The organism is Bordetella genomosp. 2, assembly GCF_002261345.1.
GTDB lineage: Bacteria > Pseudomonadota > Gammaproteobacteria > Burkholderiales > Burkholderiaceae_B > Bordetella_A.
The window spans coordinates 203,921-218,906 of the sequence record NZ_NEVT01000003.1; the positions used below are offsets into that span (position 1 = coordinate 203,921).

Below are 14,986 nucleotides of genomic sequence, written 5' to 3' on the forward strand. Positions count from 1 at the left end.
AGTCCTAGACCAGCGCGGCCAGCTCCTGGGCCACCGGGTACAGCGAGGCCACCAGCAGCAGCGCCATGCCGATGTTGAACAGCCGGATCGCCATCGGGCGGTGCAGCACATGTTGCAGCGCCGCGCCGAAGGCGGCCCAGATGCCGATGCTGGGCAGGTTGACCAGGCAGCACACCAGGGCCGCCAGCATCAAGTTGAAGTAGAAGCCGGCCTGCGGCGTATAGGTGGCGATGACCCCCACCGCCATGACCCAGGCCTTGGGGTTCACCCACTGGAACAGCGCCGCCTGCAGGAACGTGAAAGGCTGGCCGCGCTGCGCGCCGCTTTCCAGCGGCCCGGCCAGGGCGATCTTCCAGGCCAGGTACAGCAGGTAGAGCGCCCCGGCGTACTTCAGCACCGTATAGAGCCACGGAAACTGCTCGAAGGCGGCGCCCAGCCCCACCCCCACCAGCACCAGCATCAGGGTGAAGCCCAGGTTCACGCCCAGCATGTGCGGAATCGTGCGCCGGAAGCCGAAGGTCAGCCCCGACGAGGCCAGCATGATGTTGTTGGGCCCCGGGGTGATGGAACTGACCAGCGCGAACAGCGCCAGCGGCCCCAGCAGCACCCACATCTGTCCGTCGGCGGGATGGTTCATGATGCGCTCCGGACGATGGCGTGGCGGCCGCCGGCAATGACGACAATGACGGCCAGCGCGAACAGGAAAGTAGCCGGCTCGACGGCCTCGTGGAACAGCAGCGCCGCCGCCGCCACCGTGAGGAACGGCTGCAGCAGCTGCACCTGGCCGACCCGCGCGATGCCGCCCACGGCCAGGCCGCGATACCAGGCGAAGAACCCCAGGAACATCGAGCCGAAGGCCAGATAGCCGAAGGCGGCGACGGTCGCGGCGCTGGGCCAGGCGGTATCCACGCCCAGCCATGCCACCGGCACCGCCACGACCGGCGCGCTCACGACCAGCGCCCAGCAGATGGTGCGCCAGCCGCCCAGCGTGCGCGAGGCGCGCGCGCCCTCGGCATAACCCATTCCGCCCAGCAATACCGCCAGCAGCAGCCAGAGGTCGCCGGTCTGCAGGGCGCCATGGCCCTGGCGCAGCGCGAAAGCCATAACCAGGATCGCGCCCGCCACCGCCCAGGCCCAGAATGCCGGGGAGGGACGCTCCCCGCTGCGCCAGGCGGCGAACAGCGCCGTCGACAGCGGCAACAGCCCGTTGAACACCGCGCCATGGGCCGCCGGCACGCTCGCCATGGCTAGCGTCGAGGCCAGCGGCCAGCCGACCACGATGCCCAGCGCGGCCAGCAGCACGCCGGTCCATTCGCCGCGCGCGGGCAGGCGGCTGCGGGTCGCCCACAGCAGCAGCGCCGCCGGCACGGCCGCCAGCAGCGCCCTGCCCAGCCCGATCAGCAGGGGCGGCAGCTCGGCCACCGCCACCCGGGTCATGGGCAGGGTCAGCGAAAACACCAGCACACCCAGCAGGCCGTAGCCATAGCCCTCCCAGAGCGGCGTGGCGGGGGATGGGGCGGCGTAGGCGGCGGGGCGTGGCATGGGGGCGGCTTCAGGGGCTTGCTGACAAGCGGGATTCCTGCCACTCTACGCAAATCGGGCAGTACAGTACCGATACACTTCACCATATCAGCTTGATTACTGGCCTGGTAACTCGACCATGACAGTTGTGTCCCCTTCCGAGGCCGCCGCCGATTGGCGGCCCGTGCGCCAGGCAGATGCCACCCTGGTGGCCCAGCTGGCCGACGACGTGGCCCGCCGCATCGACGACCAGGGCCTGCGCCCCGGCACCCGGCTGCCGTCCATACGCAAGATGGCCGAACAGGCCGGCGTGAGCCGTTTCACCGTGGTCGAAGCCTACGACCGGCTGGTCGCGCGCGGACTGGTGCAATCCCGGCGCGGTGCGGGCTTTTTCGTGCGGGCGCGCCGGGGGCCCCTGGCGGCGGCGGCCGTGCGTAGCCCGGCCGGCGGGCAGGCCGCGCCGGTGCGCATCGACGTCGCCTGGCTGCTGCGCAGCATGTTCCGCGAGCCGGACTCGGCCATGCCCGGCGGCGCCGGGCTGCTGCCGGCCGACTGGCTCGACCCCGGCATGGTGGCGGCCGCGGTGCGGGCGGTCGGCCGCTCGGTGCGCGGCCAGCTGGTGACCTACGGCTCGCCGCTCGGCTATGCGCCGTTGCGGCAGCAACTGGCATCGCGCCTGCAGGCCGACGGCGTGCCCGCTCATCCCGACCACAACCTGCTCACCACTAACGGCGTCACGCATGGGCTCGACCTGGTCGCCCGCCATTTCATCCGGCCGGGCGACGCCGTACTGGTCGAAGACCCGGCCTGGTTCGTCATCTTCGGCCGGCTGGCCGCATTCGGCGCCCGCCTCATCGGGGTGCCGCGCGGCCCGGACGGCCCCGACATCGAGCAGTTGGACCGCCTGGCCGCCCTGCACAAGCCGCGGCTCTTCATCATCAACAGCGCGGTGCACAACCCGACCGGCCACACCTTGTCGGCCGGCGCCGCCTACGACATCCTGCGGCTGGCCGAGCGGCACGATTTCCTGGTGGTGGAAGACGACACGTATGGCGAACTCCACCCCGGCGGGGCCATGAAGCTGGCCTCGCTCGACCGCCTCAACCGGGTGATCCTGGCCGGCGGGTTTTCCAAGATGCTGGCCGCCAGCCTGCGCGTGGGCTATCTGGCCGGCAACGCCGAACTGGTGCAGAAGCTGGCCGACCTGAAAATGCTGGCCGGGCTAACCACCCCGGAGCTGGGCGAGCGGGTGGTGCACCGCGTGCTGGTCGAGGGCCAGTACCGCCGCCACGTCGAGCGGGTACGGGCACGCGTCAATGCCGCCCGCCAGCAGTGCCTGGCCGCCCTGGCCGAACTGGGGCTCGGCATCCCGCACGAGCCCCACGCCGGCATGTTCGTCTGGGCCGATTGCGGCCGCGATGCCGAAGGCCTGGCGCGCACGGCCGCCGATCGCGGCCTGCTGCTGGCCCCGGGCAGCCTGTTTTCGCCCGTGCAGGCGCCGTCGTCCATGCTGCGTTTTTCCGTGGCCATGGTCAGCACGCCGGGTATCTGGAAGGCAGTGGCCGAGGTGCTGGCGGCGCCGGGTCGCTGAGGAGCCGATTGCCGGCGGGGCCGCCGGGCGTCCCGGGCGCGGAAGACATATACTGTTCTTCTCTCTTTCCCAGGCTTCATCATTCGAGGAATTCCCATGGCTGTCCCCATCAAGCCGCTGACCGAGCAGTTCGCCGTCGCCCCGCAGTTGTCGCCCGAAGACATGGCCGACGTGGCGGCAGCCGGGTATAAAAGCGTCATCATCAACCGCCCTGATTTCGAAGGCGGTCCCGACCAGCCCACCGCCGCCGCGGTCTCGAAGGCAGCCCTGGAAGCCGGCCTGCAGGTCGAGTACCAGCCCGTCATCGGCAGCGCCATGACCGCCGCCGACGTCGCGCGCTTCGCCGAGCTGCTGCGCACGCTGCCCGGCCCCGTGCTGGCGTATTGCCGCACCGGCACGCGTTGCACTAATCTGTTCGTGGCATCGCAGCAGATGCCTTGATGGCTCTCAACGCTGCGGGAAGACCGCAATGCGGAAAGCATAGGTTTTCCGGTAGCATGAGTGCTCTTACCAGCAGACAGGAGCAGGCAACATGTTCAAGAAAATCCTGATTCCCACCGACGGCTCCCCGCTTTCGGCGCAGGCCGCGAACGCGGGCATTTGCTTCGCGCGATCGGTCGGCGCCGAAGTCGTTGCCCTGCACGTCACCCAGCCCTTCGCCGCCACCATCGGCTTCGACGGCATGGCCGCGGCCTATGCCATCACCGACGAAGACTACGAAAAAGCCTCCGCCGAGCAGGCCGAAAAGTACCTGAAGGCCATCCTCGACCGCGCCGAGACGGCGGGCGTCAAGGCGCAGTCGCGCGCCGTGTCGAATTTCAACGTGGCCGACGGCATCGTCCAGGCCGCCTCCGAAAACGGCTGCGACCTGATCTTCATCGGCAGCCATGGCCGCAGCGGCCTGTCCCGGCTGTTGCTGGGCAGCGTCACCGCCAAGGTGCTGTCGCTGGCCACCACCGCGGTGCTGGTCTACCGCGTCAAGGAAGACAAGAAGTAATCCCCCGGCCCGCCGCGCCACCCATACCTGTGGCGCGGACAGGGCTATATGGCGTCCGGCAACCATGCGCGCGTAATATCGGCGATGGCGCAAGCCCCGTGGGCTTGCCCGCCATCCCAGCCGGATTCACCTGACCAGGGGCCGCCATGACTCGCAAGACGCGCATCGAACAATACCGCAACATCGGCATCAGCGCTCACATCGACGCGGGCAAGACCACGACCACCGAGCGCATCCTCTTCTATACCGGCATCACCCACAAGCTGGGCGAAGTCCATGACGGCGCGGCCACCATGGACTGGATGGAGCAGGAACAGGAACGCGGCATCACCATCACGTCGGCGGCCACCACCGCGTTCTGGCGCGGCATGGCGGGCAATTATCCCGAGCATCGCATCAACATCATCGATACGCCCGGCCACGTCGATTTCACCATCGAGGTCGAGCGCTCCATGCGCGTGCTCGACGGCGCCTGCATGGTCTACGACGCGGTCGGCGGCGTGCAGCCGCAGTCCGAGACCGTCTGGCGGCAGGCCAACAAGTACGGCGTGCCGCGCATCGCGTTCGTCAACAAGATGGACCGCGTCGGCGCCGATTTCTTCCGCGTGCACAAGCAGATCGCCGAGCGCCTCAAGGGCGATGCCGTGCCCATCCAGATCCCGGTCGGCGCCGAGGACCACTTCGAGGGCGTGGTGGATCTGGTCAAGATGAAGGCCATCATCTGGGACGAGGCCAGCCAGGGCGTGAAGTTCGAGTATCGCGACATCCCGGCCGAACTCGCCGACACGGCGCAGCAGTGGCACGACCGCATGGTCGAGAAGGCCGCCGAGGCCGACGAGGCGCTGCTCGAAAAATACCTGTCGGGCGAGCCGCTGTCCGAAGACGATATCAAGCGCGGCCTGCGCCTGCGCACCATCGCCAACGAAATCGTCCCCATGCTGTGCGGCAGCGCGTTCAAGAACAAGGGCGTGCAGGCGATGCTGGACGCGGTCATCGACTACCTGCCTTCGCCGGTCGACGTGCCCGCCATCAAGGGCCACGACGAGCGCGACCGCGAGATCGAGCGGCATCCGGCCGACAACGAGCCGTTCTCGGCCCTGGCCTTCAAGATCATGACCGACCCGTTCGTCGGTCAACTGGTGTTCTTCCGCGTGTATTCCGGCGTGGTCAAGTCGGGCGATTCGGTGCTCAACCCGCTCAAGGGCAAGAAAGAGCGGCTCGGCCGCATCCTGCAGATGCACGCCAACGAGCGCCGCGAGATCAGCGAGGTCTATGCCGGCGACATCGCCGCGGCGGTGGGCATCAAGGACGTCACCACCGGCGACACGCTGACCGACCCGGCGCACGTGATCATCCTCGAACGCATGTCCTTCCCCGAGCCGGTCATTTCGCAGGCGGTCGAGCCCAAGACCAAGGCCGACCAGGAAAAAATGAGCCTCGCCCTGAACCGCCTGGCCCAGGAAGACCCGTCGTTCCGCGTGCGCACCGACGAAGAGTCCGGCCAGACCATCATCTCCGGCATGGGCGAGCTGCACCTGGAGATCCTGGTCGACCGCATGAAGCGCGAATTCGGCGTCGAGGCCACGGTGGGCAAGCCCCAGGTCGCGTACCGCGAGACCATCCGCGGCACCTGCGACCAGGTCGAGGGCAAGTTCATCAAGCAGTCCGGCGGACGCGGCCAGTACGGCCACGTGGTGCTCAAGCTCGAGCCGCAGCCGCCGGGCGCGGGCTACGAGTTCGTCGACGCCATCAAGGGCGGCGTGGTGCCGCGCGAGTTCATTCCCGCGGTGGACCGCGGCGTGCGCGAAAGCCTCAATGCCGGCGTGCTGGCGGGGTATCCGGTGGTCGACGTGAAAGTGACCCTGGTGTTCGGCTCCTACCACGACGTCGATTCCAACGAGAACGCTTTCCGCATGGCGGCATCCATGGCGTTCAAGGACGGCATGCGGCGCGCCCGCCCGGCCTTGCTCGAGCCCATGATGCACGTCGAGGTCGAGACGCCCGAGGACTTCACCGGCCATGTCATGGGCGATCTCTCGTCGCGGCGCGGCATGGTGCAGGGCATGGAAGACATCGCCGGCGGCGGCGGCAAGCTGGTGCGGGCGGAAGTGCCGCTGGCCGAGATGTTCGGCTATTCGACGGCGCTGCGCTCGCTGACCCAGGGGCGGGCCACCTACACCATGGAGTTCAAGCACTACGCCGAGGCGCCGCGCCAGGTGGCCGAACAGGTCATCGCCGCCCACGGCGGCACGGTCCGCTAGTGTCGCTACGCCGATATAGCCAGCGCCCATGCGCCCGGCTATGATCGCAACACACCTGCCGGAGGGCTCATGGACTACCTGATTTCGCTTGCCCAGCAACCCGCCGCCTGGGCGGCGCTGGCGACCCTCATCGCCATGGAAGTCGTGCTTGGCATCGACAACCTCATCTTCATTTCCATCCTCACCAACAAGCTGCCCGAGCACCAGCAGGCCCGCGGGCGGCGCATCGGCATCGGCCTGGCGCTCATCCTGCGGCTCGCGCTGCTGGGCACGGTGGCGTTCATCGTGCGGCTCACCACGCCGTTGTTCACGCTGTTCGACCACGGCTTTTCCTGGCGCGACCTCATCCTCATCGCCGGCGGGTTGTTCCTGGTCTGGAAGGCCACCAAGGAAATCCACCACCATGTCGACCCCAACCCCGAGGGCGACATGTTCGAGGGCAAGACCGCCACCATCAGTTTCGCGGCGGCCATCGGCCAGATCCTGATGCTGGACCTGGTGTTCTCCATCGACAGCATCATCACCGCGGTCGGCATGACCGAGCACATTCCCATCATGGTCATCGCCGTCATCGTCGCGGTCACGGTCATGCTGGTGGCGGCCAACCCCCTGGCCAATTTCATCCAGCGCAACCCCACCGTGGTCATGCTGGCGCTGGGCTTCCTGCTCATGATCGGCATGACGCTCATCGCCGAGGGCTTCGGCGCGCATGTGCCCAAGGGGTATATCTATGCCGCGATGGCATTCTCGGCCCTGATCGAAGGCCTCAACATGATGGCGCGGCGCGCGCGGGCGCGCCGCAAGGCGTCCGCCTGAGGCGCCGGCCGGGCTTCAGGCCAGGAAGTTCTCGATCGCCGTGTTGAAGGCGCGCGGATTGCCCAGGTTCATGCCGTGCGAGGAACCGGCGATCACTTCCTTGTGCGCGCCCGGCAGCCATTCCGACAGCATGTCCAGCACGGCGGGATAGGGCGGGGGGCTGAGCGCCCCGCCGATCAGCAGCGTGGGCAGCGCCAGCCGCTGCACTTGTTCGCGGCCCAGGGCCGGCAGGGTTTCCCGCGCCTGGCCGCCCAGCGTCGAGGCGTTGTCGCGCACCATGTCCTTGAACCACGGCACCATGCGGCGCCAGGTGTCCGGTCCGGAAACGGTGTCGACGAACAGGGCCAGCCCGGCGTCGACGTCGCCCGCGTCGATCAGGGCCAGCGCGCGCTGCCGGAACCCGCCCCGCTGGTCATCGGCGCGGCCGGGCAGCGGCAGGCCCGGATCGGCCAGCGTCAGGGAGCGCACGCGCTGCGGCGCCCGCAGGGCCGCCTCCAGCGCCACCCGGGCGCCGCGCGAGTGGCCCACCACGTGCGCCGCGCCTTCGCCGACTGTCTCGATGAAGGCCAGCAGGTCCTCGACATGCCGGGCCAGCGAAAACTCGCCGCCATCCCATTGCTGCGGCCAGTAGTGGCGCAGGCTCGGCGCCAGCACCCGGAAGGAGCGGCCCAGCGGCCCCATCTGCGCTTTCCAGTACCGGCAATCGCACAGCGAGCCGTGCACCAGCACCAGCGGCGTGCCGCGCCCGTATTCGACGTACGCCATGGCGTAGCCGTCCACGTCGGCGGTTTGCAGGGGTAATTGGGGTTCTGAGCGCATGGGGACCGGTACGAGGATGCCAGCGCGTGATTCTAGCGCCCTCCGCGCCGGCCGCTGTTACACTCGGTGGCCTTGTCCCGCGGCCGGCACGCGTCGCGCCGCTTGTCAATGGAACCCTCACGCATGTCCGCTGAAAACGCCCTGTCCCTGCCCGAGTCGGCGCAGCGCGTGGCCCGCCTGCTGCAAGACCTGGGCCACGAGCATCCCGTCGTCATGCTGCCGCAAAGCGGCAAGACCTCCGCCGAGGCCGCCCAAGGCCTGGGCTGCCAGGTCGCGCAGATCGCCAAGTCCATCATTTTCCGCCGGCGCGCCGACGATGCGCCGGTGCTGGTCATCGCCAGCGGCGTGAACCGCGTGGACGAAGCCAAGGTGGCCGGCCTGGTAGGAGAACTCGCCAAGGCGGACGCGCGCTTCGTGCGCGACATGACCGGCTACGCCATCGGCGGCGTCTGCCCCATCGGCCATATCGTCAAGCCCGTCATGCTGCTCGACCAGGACCTGTTCCAGTTCGACACGCTGTGGGCCGCCGCCGGCCACCCGCATGCGGTGTTCCGCCTCAGTCCGCAACAGCTGGCCGGCATGACCGGCGCGCCGGTGGCGGACGTGGCCCAGCGCGCCTGACCGCCAGGCCGCTGTCATGGATTGGACCTGGGTCTGGATTCCCGCCACTATCTTCGCCGCCGCCGCGCAAGCCGGGCGCAACGCGGTGCAGCGCAGCCTGACCGCCACGCTCGGCACGCTGGGCGCCACGCAGGTGCGCTTCCTGTTCGGCTTCCCGTTCGCGCTGCTGTTCCTGGGCGTGGTGCTGGCCGTCGGCGGCGAGCCCGCGCCGGGCGGCAACCGCGAGTTCGCCGGGTTCGTCCTGGGCGGCGCGCTGGCCCAGATCGCCGCCACTGCGCTGATGCTCGCCGCCATGCGCGAGCGCTCGTTCGTGGTGGTGACGGCGTGGACCAAGACCGAGCCGGTCCAGGTGGCCTTGTTCGGTTTCGCGGTGCTGGGCGACCCGCTATCGCTCGCCGGCATCGTCGCGGTGATGCTGGCGACGCTGGGGGTGGTGCTGATGTCGGTGGATCCCGCCGCGGCCGCCGGCCGGGGCAGTCTGCGGCCCGCTTTGCTGGGGCTGGTCTCGGGCGCATTCTTCGCGCTGTCGGCGATCGGCTTTCGCGGCGCCATCCTGGCCCTCGATAGCGGCGGGTTTGTGCTGCGGGCGACCTGGACGCTGGCCTGGTCGCTGGGTGTCCAGACGCTGCTGCTGGTGGTCTGGATGGCGCTGTTCAACCGCGCCCTGCTGCTGGCCTGCATGGCCGCCTGGCGGGCGTCCATCTGGGGCGGGCTGCTGGGCGCCTCGGCCTCGCAGGGCTGGTTCATCGGCTTTGCCCTCACGGCCGCCGCGAATGTGCGCACGCTGGGGCTGGTGGAAGTCCTGTTCGCCCAGATGCTGTCACGCCGCCTGTTCGCGCAAACCGCCAGCCGCCGGGAACTGGCCGGCGTTGCCTTGATCGTCGCGGGCGTGGGCCTGTTGCTGGCGGTGTCGGCCGGGTAGGGCGGCAGGGCGGGCCGGCCGCCGCTACCTCTACTGCAGCAATTGCAGGCGGTTCTGGGCGGTTTCGGCCGCCGGCGTGTTGGGGTAGTCCTTCACGATGCGCTGCAGCGAGGCCTTGGCGCCCGCCCGGTTGTTCAGTTCGATCTGGCTGCCGGCGATCACCAGCAGGGCGTCGGGCGCCCGCGCATTGTCGGGCGACTGCTGCACCAGCGCGTTCAGTTCCTCGATGGCGCCCTTGTAGTCCTTGGCGGCATAGCGGCTGCTGCCCAGGTAGAACTTCGCCGTGGGCGCCAGCTGGCTGTCCGGGTACAGGGCCAGGAACGCGGCCAGCGATTCGCCGGCTTCCTTGTATTGGCCCTTGCGGAACTGGTCGATGGCGCCGTCGTAGGCGGCCTGTTCGTTGGGGTCGCCAGCCGTCACGCCCGGCGGGTTGGTCGCGCCCTGGCCCGGCGGCGCGCTGGGCTGTTGGCGCGACAGCAGTTCGATCTGCTCACGCAGCTGGGTGATCTCCTGCTGCATCGACTGCAGCTGGTCGGCGAGCTGCAGGCGTGCGCGCTGGTTCTGCTCGTTCTGCTGCTGGACCTGTTTGCGCAGGTCCAGGATGGCCCGGCGGGCTTCGTCGTCGGAAAAGGCATGAGCGGGAGCGGCGGCGGCCGCGGCCAGGACGGCCGTCGCGACCAGGGTACGCAGGGGCGGGACTTGAGCGCGCATGAGGGTTTCCACAGTCTAAAAACAAAAACGTCGGAACGGCCGCTTGACCGTTCCGACGCGCGGCAGGGCTAATGCGCCGATATGCTTAGCGCTGGTACTCGATGTCAGCGCGGCGGTTCTCCGCGTAGTCGGCCTCGGAGGTGCCGGTGGCGCGGGGCTTTTCCTTGCCGAAGCTGATGGTTTCGATCTGCGCGTCGCTGACGCCCAGCAGGGTCATCATGCGGCGCACGGCGTCGGCACGGCGCTGGCCCAGGGCCAGATTGTATTCGGCGCCGCCGCGTTCGTCAGTGTTGCCCTGGATCTGGATACGCTGCTGCTGGTTCGAAGCCAGGTAGCGGGCGTGGGTCTCGACCAGGCCACGGTACTGGTCGGGCACCGTGTAGCTGTCGAAGTCGAAGTACACCGAACGCTGTTGCGCCAGGATGCTTTGCGGGTTGAACGGGTCCATGATCTGGCCCGAGGCGGTGCCTTGGCCCGTGCCGGTGGAGCCGGTCTGCCCGGACTGGTCGTCGAGCGGGACGGAGCTGCAAGCGGCCAGGGTGGCAGCCAGGGCGGCAATGGTGAGGCTTTTGGCAATGCGCATCTTCATGATTGTTCCTTTTCCAAAGAAGGTCATACGCGTTTATCGGGTAAATGGTCCCCAAGTCGGCTCACGTATTTCCCCATTCAGTACCGAGAGCGTCTGCCGCACGCGACCATCGCTGGACACGCCAGCCAATACGCTGCGGCCGTTCTGGACCGCGGCGTAAAGTATTTGCATGCCGTTCGGCGCGAAGCTTGGAGCCTGGTCGTCACGACCGTCGGTCAGCAAGGTTTCGGTGCCGGAGGCAAGCTGGAGTGAGGCGATGCGAAACGCGCCGTCGCGTTTCGCAACGTACAGCAACGTGGAGCCGTCGGGGGAAATTCGGGGTGAAATGTTGTAACTACCGTTAAAAGTCAGCCGACGGGCATCGCCTCCGTCGAGGCTGGTTTGATAGATTTGCGGTCCACCGCTGCGATCACTGGTAAAGATAATGGAACGGCCATCGGGCGTAAAGATCGGCTCGGTGTCGATGCCCGGAGAACGCGTAAGACGGCGCATATTCGAGCTTCCGTCGGCTCCGACGATGTAAATTTGCGACAAACCGTCCCGCGTCAGGGCCACCGCCAGCTTGCTGCCGTCGGGCGACCAGGCCGGCGCGCTGTTGTTGCCCTTGAAGTTGGCGACCGGGATGCGCGCGCTGGTGGCCAGGGTGTGCACATAAACCACAGGCTTGCCGGATTCGAAGCTCACGTAGGCCAGTTTGCTGCCGTCGGGCGACCAGGCGGGCGAAATCACCGGCTCGCGCGAACGCAGGGCCACTTGTGGATTCTGGCCGTCGGCGTCGGCGACCTGCAGTTCGTAGGTATTGCCGCGCTTGAGCACGTAGGCGATGCGGGTCGAGAACACGCCACGCACGCCGGTGATCTTTTCGTAGATGCGATCGGCGATCTGGTGCGCCACCCGGCGCAGTTCCTGTTCGGAGCCGGAGAACGCCACGCCGTCGAGCTGGCCTTTCTGGACGGTGTCGGCCAGGCGGTAGCGCACGTCGTAGCGGCCGTCGGCGCCGCGCGTGACGCTGCCATAGGCCAGGAAGTCGGCGCCCTTGTTGCGCCAGTCGTCATGGGCGATGGGAGAATCGACATTCAGCCCCGAGCCGGCGGCGCTGATCAGGCGGAACTGGCCGGTACGGGTCAGGTCGGCGCGGATGACCTCGGCGATCGCGCGGCCGTGGACGTCGTCTACCGCGAAATCGGCAATCGCCACCGGATACTGGGTGGCTCCGGTGCCCGAGATATCGACCCGCAACTGGGCGTGGGCCGGCTGCCAGACCAGCAGGGCGGCGGCCGTCAACAGGGTGAACAGCGCGCCGTACAGGCGCGCGAGCCCTGGCGGAAAGGGGCGGCTGGAGGCGGGAGTCATGGTCAGCAATCTCCTGTCAGTCATACATGCGGTACACGACATCGATGACGGGCGCGTAGCGGCCTGTCGAGGGTTTGGGGAACGGGTTGCAGCGCCGGATGCCGGTTTCCACGGCGCGGTCGAAGCCGCTGTTGCCCGACGAGCGGGTCAGGGTCACGTTGTTGACCCTGCCGTCTGAACTCAACTGTACCCGGTATTGGGCGGTGGGGTTGGCCGAGCCGCTGCGCGGCGGGGTCGGATACGACACGCCGGGCCGCACGCAGGCACGCACCTTGGCGCCGTAGCCGTCGTCGCGGCCGCCGCCGGCCTGGCTGCGGTCGGCGGTGCCGCCCGGGATCCCGGCCGCGCCCAGCGCGTCGTTGCGGAACGCCTCGCGCAGGGCCTTGTCGGCCGCGGCTTTCTTGGCGGCAGCCGCCTTCTCGGCGGCGGCCTTCTTGGCCGCTTCTTCCTTGGCCTTCTTCTCGGCGGCCGCCTTTTCGGCGGCGGCTTTTTCCGCGGCGGCCTTCTGCGCCGCGGCCTTTTTCTCGGCTGCGGCCTTTTCCGCCGCGGCTTTTTCCGCGGCCGCTTTCTCGGCGGCAGCCTTCTCGGCAGCCGCTTTCTCGGCTGCGGCTTTCTTCTCGGCCGCGGCCTTTTCCGCCGCCGCCTTTTCGGCGGCCTTGCGTTCCTGTTCCAGGCGCTGCTTCTCTTTCAGCTCGGCCTGGCGGCGCTCTTCTTCCAGGCGGGCCTTTTCCTTGGCGGCTTCGGCCTCACGGCGGGCCTGTTCTTCCTGTTCGCGCTTCTTGCGCGCTTCTTCGAGCGCGATTTCGGGGTCGGGCTGGGGCGGCATGGGCCGCTCCACCGGCGGCGGCGCAGGTTGCGGCTGCGGCTCGGGTTCCGGCTCGGGCTGCGGCGCCGGCTCCGGTTCAGGCTGTGGCTCGGGTTCGGGCTGGGGCTGGGGTTGCGGCGTCGGCTCGTCGGGTTGTTCTTCCGGCGGCGGCGAGTCGGGCGAGTCGCCCGCGGCCCATAATTCGACCTGCACCGGACCGGGATTCTCGGAGTGCCAGTTGACCCCGAAAATGAGGGCGACCAGCAGCAGCAGGTGCACCAGGATGGCTAGCCCCAGCGCCTTGCGGTTGTCCTGCTTGGCGGGCGTGGCCGGCGCGGTGCTGTCGTGTCGGATGATAGGCGGCGTCATAAGCGTTGCGAAAGCGGCGCGTCCGGGCGCATCAGCGCTTATTGGGTTCCTGAGCCGCGCCGCCCTGGTCGACCAGCAGGCCCAGCCGCGTCACGCCGTTGCTGCGCAACTCGTCCATGATCTTCACCACGGTCTCATAGGGCACCTTGCCGTCGGCCGCGATCACCACCGGCGTCTCGGCCGTGATGCGCTGGCGCACCTGGTCGACCAGCTGGTCGCGCGGGATGTCCTGTGGCGTGGCGCCCGCTTCGCGCATGCGCAGCGCCACCTGGCCGTCTTCCGAGATCTGCACTTCCAGTGGCTTGACCGGCACGTCCGAGGCCTGCCCGACCGAGGGCAGGTTGATCAGCCCGGGGGTGATCAGCGGCGCGGTGACCATGAAGATCACCAGCAGCACCAGCATCACGTCGATATACGGGACGACGTTGATGTCCGCTTTCATGCGGCGGCCCGCGCGGCCGTTCGAACGTACCGAAGGCATCAGCGCACCTGGCGTTGGAGGATGTTCAGGAATTCATCGACGAAGCTGTCGAAGCGGATCGACAGCCGGTCGATGTCGTGGGTGTAGCGGTTGTAGGCCACCACCGCCGGAATGGCGGCGAACAGGCCGATGGCCGTGGCGATCAGCGCCTCGGCGATGCCGGGCGCCACCGAAGCCAGGGTGGCCTGCTGCATGTTCGACAGGCCGATGAACGCGTGCATGATGCCCCACACGGTGCCCAGCAGGCCGATGTACGGGCTGACCGAGCCGGCCGAGGCCAGGAAGTTCAGGTGCGACTCGAGCGAGTCCATCTCGCGCTGGTAGGCAGCGCGCATGGCGCGGCGCGGGCCGTCCAGTATGGTGTTGGCGTCGCCGCCGGCGCGCCGCGCCTTCAGGAATTCGGTCATGCCGGCATCGAAGATGCGCGCCAGCGCGCCCTGTTCGTCGCGCCGGCTGGCGACGGCCTGCTGCAGCATGGACAGGTCGCCGCCTGACCAGAAATCGTCCTCGAAGCGGCGGGTCTGGGCGTGCGCGCGCTTGATCGCCAGCCGCTTGGCGAAGATGTAGGTCCAGGACATGATGGAAATGCCCAGCAGCAACAGCATGATGAGCTGGACGGGGACGCTGGCGTGCGCGATCAGCGAAAGCAACGACATGTCGTTGGTGACTTGCATGGTTATTCCTGAAGGGATTCCAGTTTGGTGCGGACCACTGCCGGCAGGGCCGCCGGCCGCATGTGCACGGCGTCGACACAGCAGACTTGGATATTGCCTTGCGCGAGCAGTTCCCCGTCGCGCTCGGCACGTTGAGCGAAATCGATCGACGCCCGGCCTACTCGAGTGACGCGGCTGCGTATGATAAGCAAATCGTCCAGCCGGGCCGGTTTACGGTAAGACATGTCCAGGGAATGGACGACAAACAGCCGGCCTTCGCCGGCCACCAGCGCCGATTGCTCCACGCCCAGCTCGCGCAGCCATTCGGTGCGCGCGCGTTCCATGTACTTCAGGTAGTTGGCGTAGAACACCACGCCGCCCGCATCCGTGTCTTCGTAGTAGACACGGATGGGCAGGGTGGATTCGGCGGACTTCGGTTCGATCACAATGGCAATGGCAGCGCTCGGTGCCCGCGGG

At 68.3% G+C, this 14,986-nt stretch carries 17 protein-coding genes; 7 read left to right on the plus strand and 10 right to left on the minus strand.

The window, feature by feature from the left end; all coding sequences use genetic code 11:
• Positions 1 to 4: 4 nt before the first annotated feature.
• Positions 5 to 637 carry a LysE family translocator gene (locus CAL24_RS03015; protein ID WP_028354844.1) on the minus strand — a complete coding sequence of 211 codons (633 nt, stop codon included), beginning with the start codon at positions 635 to 637 and terminating at the stop codon, positions 5 to 7.
• On the minus strand, positions 634 to 1,542 hold the full coding sequence (locus CAL24_RS03020) for a DMT family transporter (RefSeq protein ID WP_028354843.1): 909 nt from the start codon (positions 1,540 to 1,542) through the stop codon (positions 634 to 636). Before CAL24_RS03020 ends, CAL24_RS03015 begins: the two co-directional genes overlap by 4 nt.
• A 163-nt stretch (positions 1,543 to 1,705) precedes the next feature.
• Between CAL24_RS03020 and CAL24_RS03025 the strand changes: the two genes are divergently transcribed.
• From CAL24_RS03025 to CAL24_RS03045, 5 genes are all read left to right on the plus strand, one after another.
• Positions 1,706 to 3,112: a PLP-dependent aminotransferase family protein gene (locus tag CAL24_RS03025; protein ID WP_094806481.1), complete on the plus strand. Its 1,407-nt coding sequence runs from the start codon at positions 1,706 to 1,708 to the stop codon at positions 3,110 to 3,112.
• Positions 3,113 to 3,208: 96 nt separating this feature from the next.
• Positions 3,209 to 3,553, plus strand: a complete 345-nt coding sequence (locus tag CAL24_RS03030) for a TIGR01244 family sulfur transferase (RefSeq protein WP_094805694.1) — start codon at positions 3,209 to 3,211, stop codon at positions 3,551 to 3,553.
• 91 nt (positions 3,554 to 3,644) lie between these two features.
• Complete coding sequence (locus CAL24_RS03035) at positions 3,645 to 4,109, plus strand: universal stress protein (protein WP_028354840.1); 465 nt, start codon at positions 3,645 to 3,647, stop codon at positions 4,107 to 4,109.
• A 146-nt stretch (positions 4,110 to 4,255) separates the two neighbouring features.
• Positions 4,256 to 6,370, plus strand: coding sequence for an elongation factor G (gene fusA / locus CAL24_RS03040; RefSeq protein ID WP_028354839.1), 2,115 nt, complete (start codon positions 4,256 to 4,258; stop codon positions 6,368 to 6,370).
• 69 nt (positions 6,371 to 6,439) lie between these two features.
• Positions 6,440 to 7,186, plus strand: coding sequence for a TerC family protein (locus CAL24_RS03045; RefSeq protein ID WP_028354838.1), 747 nt, complete (start codon positions 6,440 to 6,442; stop codon positions 7,184 to 7,186).
• A 15-nt stretch (positions 7,187 to 7,201) separates the two neighbouring features.
• Here CAL24_RS03045 and CAL24_RS03050 read toward each other — a convergent pair whose 3' ends face one another.
• Complete coding sequence (locus CAL24_RS03050; protein WP_094805695.1) at positions 7,202 to 8,005, minus strand: alpha/beta fold hydrolase; 804 nt, start codon at positions 8,003 to 8,005, stop codon at positions 7,202 to 7,204.
• A gap of 123 nt (positions 8,006 to 8,128) precedes the next feature.
• Here CAL24_RS03050 and CAL24_RS03055 point away from each other — a divergent pair, with 123 nt between their 5' ends.
• Together CAL24_RS03055 and CAL24_RS03060 are read left to right on the plus strand one after the other, a co-directional pair.
• Positions 8,129 to 8,626: a YbaK/EbsC family protein gene (locus CAL24_RS03055; protein ID WP_028354836.1), complete on the plus strand. Its 498-nt coding sequence runs from the start codon at positions 8,129 to 8,131 to the stop codon at positions 8,624 to 8,626.
• 16 nt (positions 8,627 to 8,642) lie between these two features.
• Positions 8,643 to 9,548, plus strand: a complete 906-nt coding sequence (locus tag CAL24_RS03060) for a DMT family transporter (RefSeq protein WP_094805696.1) — start codon at positions 8,643 to 8,645, stop codon at positions 9,546 to 9,548.
• Between the two features lie 30 nt (positions 9,549 to 9,578).
• Here CAL24_RS03060 and ybgF read toward each other — a convergent pair whose 3' ends face one another.
• The 7 genes from ybgF to ybgC form a co-directional block, all read right to left on the minus strand.
• On the minus strand, positions 9,579 to 10,259 hold the full coding sequence (gene ybgF / locus CAL24_RS03065; protein ID WP_028354834.1) for a tol-pal system protein YbgF: 681 nt from the start codon (positions 10,257 to 10,259) through the stop codon (positions 9,579 to 9,581).
• A gap of 85 nt (positions 10,260 to 10,344) precedes the next feature.
• Positions 10,345 to 10,848: a peptidoglycan-associated lipoprotein Pal gene (pal, locus tag CAL24_RS03070; protein ID WP_028354833.1), complete on the minus strand. Its 504-nt coding sequence runs from the start codon at positions 10,846 to 10,848 to the stop codon at positions 10,345 to 10,347.
• Between the two features lie 33 nt (positions 10,849 to 10,881).
• On the minus strand, positions 10,882 to 12,201 hold the full coding sequence (tolB, locus tag CAL24_RS03075) for a Tol-Pal system beta propeller repeat protein TolB (RefSeq protein ID WP_028354832.1): 1,320 nt from the start codon (positions 12,199 to 12,201) through the stop codon (positions 10,882 to 10,884).
• A gap of 16 nt (positions 12,202 to 12,217) precedes the next feature.
• On the minus strand, positions 12,218 to 13,375 hold the full coding sequence (gene tolA, locus CAL24_RS03080) for a cell envelope integrity protein TolA (protein WP_094805697.1): 1,158 nt from the start codon (positions 13,373 to 13,375) through the stop codon (positions 12,218 to 12,220).
• Between the two features lie 31 nt (positions 13,376 to 13,406).
• Complete coding sequence (tolR, locus tag CAL24_RS03085) at positions 13,407 to 13,856, minus strand: protein TolR (protein WP_028354830.1); 450 nt, start codon at positions 13,854 to 13,856, stop codon at positions 13,407 to 13,409.
• On the minus strand, positions 13,856 to 14,530 hold the full coding sequence (tolQ, locus tag CAL24_RS03090; RefSeq protein WP_028354829.1) for a protein TolQ: 675 nt from the start codon (positions 14,528 to 14,530) through the stop codon (positions 13,856 to 13,858). The genes tolR and tolQ overlap by 1 nt, the downstream gene beginning before the upstream one ends.
• 2 nt (positions 14,531 to 14,532) lie before the next feature.
• On the minus strand, positions 14,533 to 14,955 hold the full coding sequence (gene ybgC, locus CAL24_RS03095; protein ID WP_028354828.1) for a tol-pal system-associated acyl-CoA thioesterase: 423 nt from the start codon (positions 14,953 to 14,955) through the stop codon (positions 14,533 to 14,535).
• Between the last annotated feature and the right edge of the window lie 31 nt (positions 14,956 to 14,986).

Coding starts and splice junctions, on each gene's coding strand:
- CAL24_RS03035 (WP_028354840.1), top strand. CDS start 3,645: ATGTTCAAGAAAATCCTGATTCCCACCGACGGCTCCCCGCTTTCGGCG.
- ybgF (WP_028354834.1), bottom strand. CDS start 10,259: ATGCGCGCTCAAGTCCCGCCCCTGCGTACCCTGGTCGCGACGGCCGTC.
- fusA (WP_028354839.1), top strand. CDS start 4,256: ATGACTCGCAAGACGCGCATCGAACAATACCGCAACATCGGCATCAGC.
- tolR (WP_028354830.1), bottom strand. CDS start 13,856: ATGCCTTCGGTACGTTCGAACGGCCGCGCGGGCCGCCGCATGAAAGCG.
- tolB (WP_028354832.1), bottom strand. CDS start 12,201: ATGACTCCCGCCTCCAGCCGCCCCTTTCCGCCAGGGCTCGCGCGCCTG.
- CAL24_RS03015 (WP_028354844.1), bottom strand. CDS start 637: ATGAACCATCCCGCCGACGGACAGATGTGGGTGCTGCTGGGGCCGCTG.
- CAL24_RS03050 (WP_094805695.1), bottom strand. CDS start 8,005: ATGCGCTCAGAACCCCAATTACCCCTGCAAACCGCCGACGTGGACGGC.
- tolA (WP_094805697.1), bottom strand. CDS start 13,375: ATGACGCCGCCTATCATCCGACACGACAGCACCGCGCCGGCCACGCCC.
- CAL24_RS03020 (WP_028354843.1), bottom strand. CDS start 1,542: ATGCCACGCCCCGCCGCCTACGCCGCCCCATCCCCCGCCACGCCGCTC.
- CAL24_RS03060 (WP_094805696.1), top strand. CDS start 8,643: ATGGATTGGACCTGGGTCTGGATTCCCGCCACTATCTTCGCCGCCGCC.
- pal (WP_028354833.1), bottom strand. CDS start 10,848: ATGAAGATGCGCATTGCCAAAAGCCTCACCATTGCCGCCCTGGCTGCC.
- CAL24_RS03045 (WP_028354838.1), top strand. CDS start 6,440: ATGGACTACCTGATTTCGCTTGCCCAGCAACCCGCCGCCTGGGCGGCG.
- CAL24_RS03030 (WP_094805694.1), top strand. CDS start 3,209: ATGGCTGTCCCCATCAAGCCGCTGACCGAGCAGTTCGCCGTCGCCCCG.
- tolQ (WP_028354829.1), bottom strand. CDS start 14,530: ATGCAAGTCACCAACGACATGTCGTTGCTTTCGCTGATCGCGCACGCC.
- CAL24_RS03055 (WP_028354836.1), top strand. CDS start 8,129: ATGTCCGCTGAAAACGCCCTGTCCCTGCCCGAGTCGGCGCAGCGCGTG.